Annotated in this window: 8 protein-coding genes and 1 pseudogene; all 9 read right to left on the bottom strand. The window is 41.4% G+C overall.

Going from position 1 to position 8,815, the window contains the following annotated elements; genetic code table 11:
* Positions 1–343: 343 nt before the first annotated feature.
* Positions 344–931: an SOS response-associated peptidase family protein gene (locus tag ABHC48_RS04390; protein ID WP_195699162.1), complete on the bottom strand. Its 588-nt coding sequence runs from the start codon at positions 929–931 to the stop codon at positions 344–346.
* Between the two features lie 87 nt (positions 932–1,018).
* Positions 1,019–1,801: a PhzF family phenazine biosynthesis protein gene (locus ABHC48_RS04385; protein WP_195699163.1), complete on the bottom strand. Its 783-nt coding sequence runs from the start codon at positions 1,799–1,801 to the stop codon at positions 1,019–1,021.
* A 169-nt stretch (positions 1,802–1,970) separates the two neighbouring features.
* Positions 1,971–2,354: pseudogene (locus tag ABHC48_RS04380) on the bottom strand (arsenate reductase ArsC); the annotation flags it as partial.
* A gap of 25 nt (positions 2,355–2,379) precedes the next feature.
* The gene (locus ABHC48_RS04375; protein ID WP_148462060.1) at positions 2,380–3,036 is read right to left on the bottom strand and encodes a thymidine kinase; all 657 of its coding nucleotides are present in this window, start codon (positions 3,034–3,036) and stop codon (positions 2,380–2,382) included.
* A gap of 62 nt (positions 3,037–3,098) precedes the next feature.
* Complete coding sequence (locus ABHC48_RS04370) at positions 3,099–4,031, bottom strand: DUF1848 domain-containing protein (protein WP_173717344.1); 933 nt, start codon at positions 4,029–4,031, stop codon at positions 3,099–3,101.
* A 44-nt stretch (positions 4,032–4,075) separates the two neighbouring features.
* Complete coding sequence (locus ABHC48_RS04365) at positions 4,076–4,555, bottom strand: pyridoxamine 5'-phosphate oxidase family protein (protein ID WP_148462058.1); 480 nt, start codon at positions 4,553–4,555, stop codon at positions 4,076–4,078.
* An 897-nt stretch (positions 4,556–5,452) separates the two neighbouring features.
* Complete coding sequence (locus ABHC48_RS04360) at positions 5,453–6,148, bottom strand: TetR/AcrR family transcriptional regulator (RefSeq protein ID WP_237925604.1); 696 nt, start codon at positions 6,146–6,148, stop codon at positions 5,453–5,455.
* 258 nt (positions 6,149–6,406) lie between these two features.
* On the bottom strand, positions 6,407–7,201 hold the full coding sequence (locus ABHC48_RS04355) for a S8 family serine peptidase (protein ID WP_195699164.1): 795 nt from the start codon (positions 7,199–7,201) through the stop codon (positions 6,407–6,409).
* Between the two features lie 50 nt (positions 7,202–7,251).
* A partial coding sequence (locus tag ABHC48_RS04350; RefSeq protein WP_243284470.1) for a hypothetical protein occupies positions 7,252–8,815 on the bottom strand: 1,564 nt, incomplete at its 5' end.

The raw sequence follows: 8,815 nt of genomic DNA, 5'->3' as shown, positions 1-8,815 counted from the left end.
TAGACTCAACTGACGGAACAGCAGGTCTTACACCTTACGGTAAGACAATAAATGTAGTGACTTTCAAGTCACACAAATGAATTTGCGTCACTGTGTAAAATCTTTCGTTCCACAGGATTCACCTCTCTTATATTAAGAACGTATGTTCTGTTTTCTTATTATATAGCCTCACTTATCGGATGTAAAGTGGTAAATGTTTCTTTTACTCCCTTTTTTTCGTTGTGTCCAATTTATCGGAATAAACCCTTGGTTTTAATACCGATCCTATTTTCCATTTTGTGCGAAAATAAAAAGGCTGGTTCTGTGAATGATTCACATACCAGCTTTTTTCGGGATTCTATTTTCAAAACAAAGACTGCTGCTCATAGGGCGTATAGCGTTCTAAGGAAACCGGCTCCTGCTGCAAGAGTTTTCCTGCACTTTCCTTTTCACTAAGCCAGGGAACAACCTGGCTGCTTTCCAGAACCAGCGGCATTCGGTCATGTACCAGTTTCATGGAATCATTGGCCTGTGTCGTAAGAATGATAAAACGGTCTTCCATACCAAACCGGTCATAAAATCCTGCCAGATACATGGTATTCCCATCTTTCCGGTAAAAAGTATTTTTTTCCTTCTGATGGTTCCATTCATAGAAACCACTTACTGGAATCACTGCCCGGTGATAGGAAATCCCATTCTGAAAGATCCGCTTCTCTTTTACAGACTCTGCCCTGGCATTAAAAATGATGCCTTTTTTCTGCCAGCCTGGATACCCCCAGGTTTTTTCGGTCAGGCAAAGCCTTCCCGGCTCTTTCCATACAAGAACGGGAGCCGTTTCCGTAGGATGAATGTCCCCGGTCTGGATTTTTTTCTTTATGTTCTGCTCAACCAGGGCGACAATCCGTTGTAGATCCTGATAGGTTTCTTCTGAGATGTAATATCTTCCGCACATGTTCTATCCCTCTTTCATCCATACTATAAAGTTTCTTTACTTCTCTTAGTATTTCTTTTATTAAAAGGAATCTTCGATAGCTCCCATTTAGAGTTTTGCCTTAATATCAGCAACCGCAACCAATACGGCTTCCCCGCTGATCTTTATCCTTCCTTTATCCAGAAGTTCAAGGTAAAGATATCCCCCACGTCTGGATGCCTGATACGCTTTAATCGCAGGCTTGTTCAAAACTCTGGACCAGTACGCAGCGATCTGGCAATGCGCAGACCCACATACAGGATCTTCTGCAATGGATAGTTTCGGACAGAAGCTTCTCGAAACACAGTCCACATTTATTCCTGCAGCTGTAGCGTTCTGGATCCTGCCCTCGATTTCCTTTAAAAGTGTCTGGTCAGGCTGCATCTGCCGTACCTGCTCTTCCTTTTCAAAGACACAGATCAGGTCAAGCCCCAGAACTGCTTTTTGTGGCCGTACCCCGAATGCCCTTTCCATTGCATCCGTAACTGGTATCTCACGAAGTTCATAGGTTGGAAAATCCATTTCATATAGATTTTCGTCTTTCCTGACCGTCAGCTTTCCACTAAGGGTATGGAATGTAACAGCATCGCTTTGGGGTTCATAATAATTCAGGATCACAAAAGCAGAAGCCAGTGTTGCATGCCCGCATAATTCCACTTCCGTTCCCGGTGTGAACCATCTTAAATGGTAACCTTTTTCCTCTTTTACAATAAATGCTGTTTCGGAAAGATTGTTTTCCATAGCAAGCTTCATCATAGATTTCTCAGATGGCCACTGATCCATCACACAAACCGCTGCCGGGTTTCCAGAGAACGGTTCATTTGTAAAAGCATCCACGATATATTGTTTCATTTCTTTACTTTTCTCCGATCCTAACGTACAATTTTCACTTGAATTATCAAAATCTATTTTAGTTTTCTGCAAAGTAATGTTTCAGCGCATATTCAAAATGAAGGTTGAACTTTGCTGCCGCTTCTTTGCTTACCTGTAATTCTGGCTTTAGCATATCAAAAGCATGCTTCTTTAATTCAAGGATTTTCTTCCTGATTTCTTCCATAACTAATTTAAACGCCTCATCGCTTTTTCCCGTTGGATCTTCCAGTCCCCAGTTATCGTCAAAAGATCTGCCAATAAACGGGCATCCGACATTGCATCCCATGGAAATCACAATATCAGGCGTGGGGATATCGCAAATCAGTTTGCTGTACTGACCATCTGCTTCCATATCTATTCCATATGATTCTTTCATAATCCGGACCGCATCCTGATTGATCTGCGGTTTTGTCTCTGTACCAGCCGAATAGCTTTCAAATACATCTGATGCCAAATGCTTTCCGAATGCTTCTGCTATCTGGCTGCGGCATGAATTATGGACACAGATAAAAGCTACCTTTTTCTTACTCATAGAATAGTCCCCTTCCTCTTATATCTTACTCCTTTTCCATAATTTTACAGTTTCTCCTGGTGCTCGTTTCATTTTCTGCTCCAGCTTCTTTCCATAATTTTCCTTCTTTGTAGTGCTTCCGGCAAAGCGCCACATAGCTTTCATTGGAGCCAAGCATGATCTGCGCACCCTCCCGTACAATTTTTCCATTTGCATACCGGGTATTACACTGTGCACGCTTTCCACACCAGCAGACAGTCGGCACCTCTTCTATGACATCTGCAATCTCCATCAGACGTCTGGAGCCAGGAAATAAGCGGTTGCGGAAATCGGTGCGCAGTCCATAGCAGATCACTGGAATATTATAAAAATCCACAAGGTCGGACAAAGTGTCTATTTCCGCTTCCGAAAGGAACTGCGCTTCATCCACCAGAACTGCATCCACTTTCTTTCCCTGATACCGGTATTCTGTATTTTCTTTTTTCCAGATCGTAGAGATCTCTTTTAAAAATTCATCCACGTATTCTGCTGAAGCAGATAATCCCATACGAGACTGGATCTTGCGTTCTCCATCCCGGCTGTCTGTTCTTGGTTTTAACAAAACGGCATACTGACCGCGCTCTTCGTAGTTATAACGGACCATTAGTATGTTTGCTGATTTCGAGCTTCCCATTGCTCCGTAGCGGAAATATAATTTTGCCATTTTCAGACTCTCCTTATGCTCAGTGTTCTTTCAAAAGCTTTTCCATATAGCTTTTCCTTCTATCAATCAAATTTCAGAACCAGTTGTCCGTCGATCCAGCTTTTCTGATCCGCCTGATGTATTTTATCATCCGCTTTTAAATTTCCAATCAAAAACGGGGATTTCGGATCATGCAAAGCATAATTCTGACGAACCGTTTTGGTATCGTAATTAGCATAACAATATTTACATCCATGAAGACAGGTATTATATGCTCCAATATCATTTCCCATAAAACAGGCACATTCTTTCCGTAGTGGCTGCTTTTTCGGTATATCCAGCGTGGTATGGAGGGCTTTTTCGTATGTTTCCTGTGTCATACAGCCATTGCAATCTGCCCCATAACAGGCTAATTCTGTTCCTTCTCCACAGGGATATACTTTCATTCCATGTGCCGCGGCTATCTGTATCATGGTTTTCCCAAGTGACAGACGTTTTTCTTTTGGTACAGCTTGGGCTTCCGGAAAATTTCTTCTCACTTTCTGGTACAGGTCGATGAAACTGATCACGCAGGTATGGGTATAGCCCTCAAGGGCCTGTGCGATCTGTGTAAACTTTTGGATATGGACCTCTGGCGTATAAGTCTCATTCAGGAATATAGGGTCATAACGCCATCCCATGGAATCCGGTCCTGTAATCTCAGCCAGTTGCCGAAATGTATCTATTACCGCTTCTACATCTGGAACCAGAGGCTCTATTTCTTTTCCATAAGGGGTAATGGTAACGAACCAGTACATTCCATATGTTTTCAGTAAATCCATGTGTGAAAGCATAGGCGCCGGATTTTTCGAGCAGAACGCAATCAGATCTACCACAGAAGGCGAAAAGGTATATCTTGTTACCTGCTGCGGCTGATATGGATTCCGAACCATCACGTAGCCCTCTTTTATCCGGTTACACAGCCATTCCGAATAAAACGCCGGGATATCCGTCCGCATACCGGTCTGAATAATCATAAATGTGTTCCCTTCTTTTTTATGTCAGCAAACTCTCTTACATATTATTTCTCATTTACAAGCTTCCCTGTCATATGCTCAATTCTGATTGCAAATAGCTGGACACGACTTCTTGCAGAACCATTCATTTCTTTTTCTACTTCTTCTACTGTAGGGTAATATTTTTCTGCCAGTTTTCGAAGACGGTCTTCTATAATCTTGGTATCTGTGATAAGTTCTGCTTTTCCAAACACAACAACACTTGTGGCATTCCACTCCCAGTGCCCTTCTTTTTTGAAACCCTGGTTCCAGGTTGTCAGACACACTTTATTACATTTCTGGATTGCATCCATCTTGTGTCCTTCTCTGGCTCCATGAAAATAAATCGTATGATCAGCCTCTTCATAGTAAAAATTAATTGGAATGGTATAGGGATACCCTTCATCACCAATTACAGAAAAAGCAGCTCTTTTTTCATCTTTTAATATTTTTTTACATTCATCTTGTGAAACCTGTTGCTTAAATCTTCTCATCTCGCGAAACATAAGATATCCTCCTGCCAATTATTTTGCTTTTCAATGGAATCTCATTTTTTAGATTACATTTTGATTAAGGCAAACTCCATTTTTCATCTATATAGATTACCAGACAATTCAATTGGAAAGAATCACATTCAGAGCAGTTCCAGTTTTTCTCAGAATTGCTCTTTTTGTTTGCTCTGAATCTGATACTTTCCTAATGAATTGTACCATATGCAAATAGAATTTACAAACATTTGTTCTACTTATTTTCAAAAAATAGTGCGCCTAGCTCATCACTGAAGTAACGAGAATGCGACGCACAGTTTTTCAAAACTTTATCCATATGTTTTCCCTGTAACTTTCCAAAAGTATTTGAAAAGGGACTGTTTCCAGCCCCTTAATTTCTGTAAATTTCCTTACAGATATGAACAACATGACAATTTGTGCCCCGGATATCTTTAATCTGCATACCACGATGGTTCATTTATATACCGAATAGTTCTTCTCCAGGCGCATGCCTCGCACTTAAAGCATCCCATTTCGGTTCTTCCATCACTATATTCAATACTTCGCTCCTCATGTGGTTCAATTGTTCTATGAGTGAAGCAGAAATGCTCTTTATTATTTATTGATTGTCCGTCACACTGGATAATTATATCTAAAAAGTTTACAGCTTCTGTAATGTCTTTAAATCCATTAATTTTCTCAGGTTCAGGATCCTTAAAGAGTAAAATACGTGGCATTTATTTCTTTGTCTATTGCTTCTTTATGGCCTGTTGCCTTCACTGCTTTCTGTGCTGCAAATACTGCACCGCAGATTTCACAGTATCTTCCTTCCGTTAATCCATCTTCTGTGCAGGTCGCTGCTACTTCTGACAGGTTTTTGTCAGTCCTTTTATACTTATATAATTTTCAAAATATTTACTTTTCTGCCAAAACTGCTTCAAATCCTTCTTCTGCTTTTCTTACTGTGTCTTCTATGATTTTCTCTGCAATTGGTTTCAGATCCATTTTTAAGATCTGACCGATTACTTCCTCTTGTTTGGCTTCCGGTACTTTATATAAGGTAAAGCAGCATTTCAGTAATCTTCTTAATTTGTTTTCCATGGTAAAATAGAGGTCGCATTTTTTTGCCATAAATCCTCTGGTGATTCCGGCAGAGGCAATGTCCATTTCATAAAAATCTTTCAATTCTGCTTCTTTTATATATTGTGAAAAAATATGCTGAATCTTCTGCGCCGTGCTCATATAAATATATTCTGAGGTAGTAGGAAGAGAATATCCTACCACATATAATTCCCTCAACGGTTCTGACAATTCGGCTATGTACATCTGTATCGAAACTTCTACTCCATAGACAAGCAACGGATCCGGGGTTTCCCCTAATAATTTCTCCGCCTTATCAAACTGGCTTCCAAACATTGTTTTGACCAGGGTAAGCAGCAAAGCTTCTTTATTATCAAATGCTGCAAAAAAGGAAGAGGGGGACATCCCGGCAGCTTTTGCAATAGAGGCTGTTGTGGTCTTCTCGTATCCATTTTCCAGAAATAATTTTACTGCTGCATAGATCATTTTGTTTCTTCTGACGATTCCTTTATGTTGTAATCCTTTTGGCATTTTTACATCAATCCATCCTTGTAATTATAATTTTGCATATACTTTTGATTATAATCAATTATATATTGCTTTAAAGTTTTTCGCAACTATTATTTGGATAATTTGTACAAAATTCCCACATTATATTTATGAAAAAAGACCTATGAAAAATGATCGCTCTTTTTTGCAGGCTTTATAAAACAAAAAGAATGCAACACATGAGCTGCATTCTTTTGTTTTGTATCTACATTCCGCATTATTCTAACTACTTATCAATTTTCATTCGATATACCCCCACCCAAACTGAAGGTCATATCCCTTGTCTCCGGCATCAACAGCTTTATTTTTCAGATAGTCCAGTACTTTTTCCTGCGTTACACCTGGATTCTCCAGCAGGTACCCTGCTACAGCTGCACTTACTCTGGGGACCGCATAGGAGGATCCTTTCTGATCTTCATAGCTTCCGTTTGCGCTTACATATACTGCTTCACCGCCAAGATACCACAGCGAACTTATGGGATTCCCGTTTTCATCAAGATCAGCTCCTGCCACGCCGATTACTTCTTCCCAGGCAGCCGGATATACCTGGCTTCCAGAAGGTGTCTGGAAGCTCAGGTTTCCGACTGCAGCCAGTATCAGGACTCCGTTTTCGCTGGCATACTGAATTGCTTCATGGAGGAGGTTCGAATCTCTATTCAGTGTCCAACTCATATTAAGGATATCTGCATGGTATTTATCTACGCTGTCATAGATGGCCTGGATGATGGTATTATCGTCTGTCTGATTTTCAGATTCCCCATCAAAACACTTTAGCATAACCAGATTTGCATCCGGTGCCTTTTCCAGCAGGATTTCACAGACGCCTGTTCCATGTCCGCTGTTGTCAGAAAGGTTATCGCTGCCTTCCAGATAATTCCACCCTGTAATGTCTTCCATGTTGCAGCCTGAATCCAGAATACACACAGTTACCTGGGATTCACTGTCTGCAAGAACCGGAGTATATGCTCCGATTGCAGACATAAGGCACAAAGCAATTAATGGAAGTTTTGAAAAAATTTTTAGTTTGTGTTTCATAGCATCTTTTTTGTCAAATTCAATTGATCAGTCAGTTTTTTGTGGCTAATTTATTCTTTCGGAGCCAAAGGTTCTGTTGGCGCCGGGGCGTCCGTTGGCGCCAGAGCTTCCGTCGGAGCAGGTGCGTCTGTCGGAGCTGGTGCGTCCGTTGGAGCTGGAGCTTCTGTTGGAGCTGGGGATTCCGTCGGAGCTGGTGCTTCTGTCGGAGCTGGTGCGTCCGTTGGAGCTAGGGATTCCGTTGGAGCTGATGCTTCTGTCGGAGCTGGTGCGTCTGTCGGAGCAGGTGCTTCTGTTGGAGCAGGTGCTTCTGTCGGAGCAGGTGCTTCTGTTGGAGCAGGTGCTTCTGTCGGAGCTGGAGTTTCTGTTGGAGCAGGGGCGTCCGTTGGAACTACAGGCTTATAGTCGACATGAATATAAATCATCAAGTTTTCAACAACAGCTTCTGAATAGTTTACTGTATCTTCCGGAGTAAAGGTAAGCTTATATGCAAATCCTCCACCCTCTTTAGTGATGACTTTGTCCTCAACAGGTGTTGCCTTCCAGGTTCCCACAATAGTTTCGCCAGTAATTGGATTTTTCGCTTCAACCCAGCCATTAATCTCTGCATTTGAAAGATAACTTCCAACCACATTTCCTTCATTATCTATTGAATTAAATAGTTTTCCGCTGAAATCTTTACACGTCAATGCAGGTACCGCCTTCTTTACTTTTACGGTAAATATCTCTTCAATCGGTTCTACATTTTTTGCCACGCTTTCATCAGCAGGTTGAAAAACTGCTTGAAGCTTATAAGCGTTTTCAGTAACTGCCAGCTGCTTTTTCTCGGATTCTTCAAGCTTCCACTGCCATTCTCCGGCTGTTTCCATCTCTGCGACCTTCACCTTGATTCCGGATATCATATCTTTTGCAATCAGAGTTTTCTTTTTCGCTCTGTCCGGTTCTGTTTCTGACGTCAATCCATCTGAAAGCATCTGCCCATAAATTAGGGTCAGTTTTTCCGGGTCCGGAGTTCCTGTAATGTCTGCTTTGGCTTTTTGAATCTTATAGGGCAGGATCGTAATTTTTTCTTCACTTTCCGGCCATCTGTACAGTGCAGGATTCTTAAGTTCCATCGTTACATTGTACTCTCCAGCATCTAAATGCTTTTCATTTTGAACTGTTTTATAGAATTCCGTTTCTGGAATAACCGGAGCCTGTTCCTGCCCATTATAGACCATTTCCGGGATCTCAGGAGGCGTCACCACTGCTTTTATTGTGGATACGGTTACTTCTGCCTGGATTGTTTTAAATCCAGCTGTATTTTCTGGAATAAACAGCATTGTGTATCGGATTTCACCCACCTGGTCAAGTACTGTCTCAGGATTTTGCCATTGCCAGGTTCCTGGAATTTCTTTCTGATTGTATGTAGCTTTTCCATCGGTTAAGACCGGATCCTTTTCTGGTGAATTTTGGATATCCTTTAATCTGGTACCGATTTCAAATTCCTGTGCTACGGTTGGCACAGTTTCGATCACTGGCGTGATCCAGTAGATAGAGGCTGTTGTTTCAGCTGTAGTATCCAGAAGCACATACAGGTTATCTGCATTTTGGTCTTCCCGGATCTTATAACCGCTG

The sequence above is a fragment of the Ruminococcus sp. 1001136sp1 genome, from assembly GCF_039841815.1.
In the GTDB taxonomy this organism is placed as follows: domain Bacteria; phylum Bacillota; class Clostridia; order Lachnospirales; family Lachnospiraceae; genus Blautia_A; species Blautia_A faecis.
This window is presented reverse-complemented; position numbering and strand designations above follow the sequence as displayed.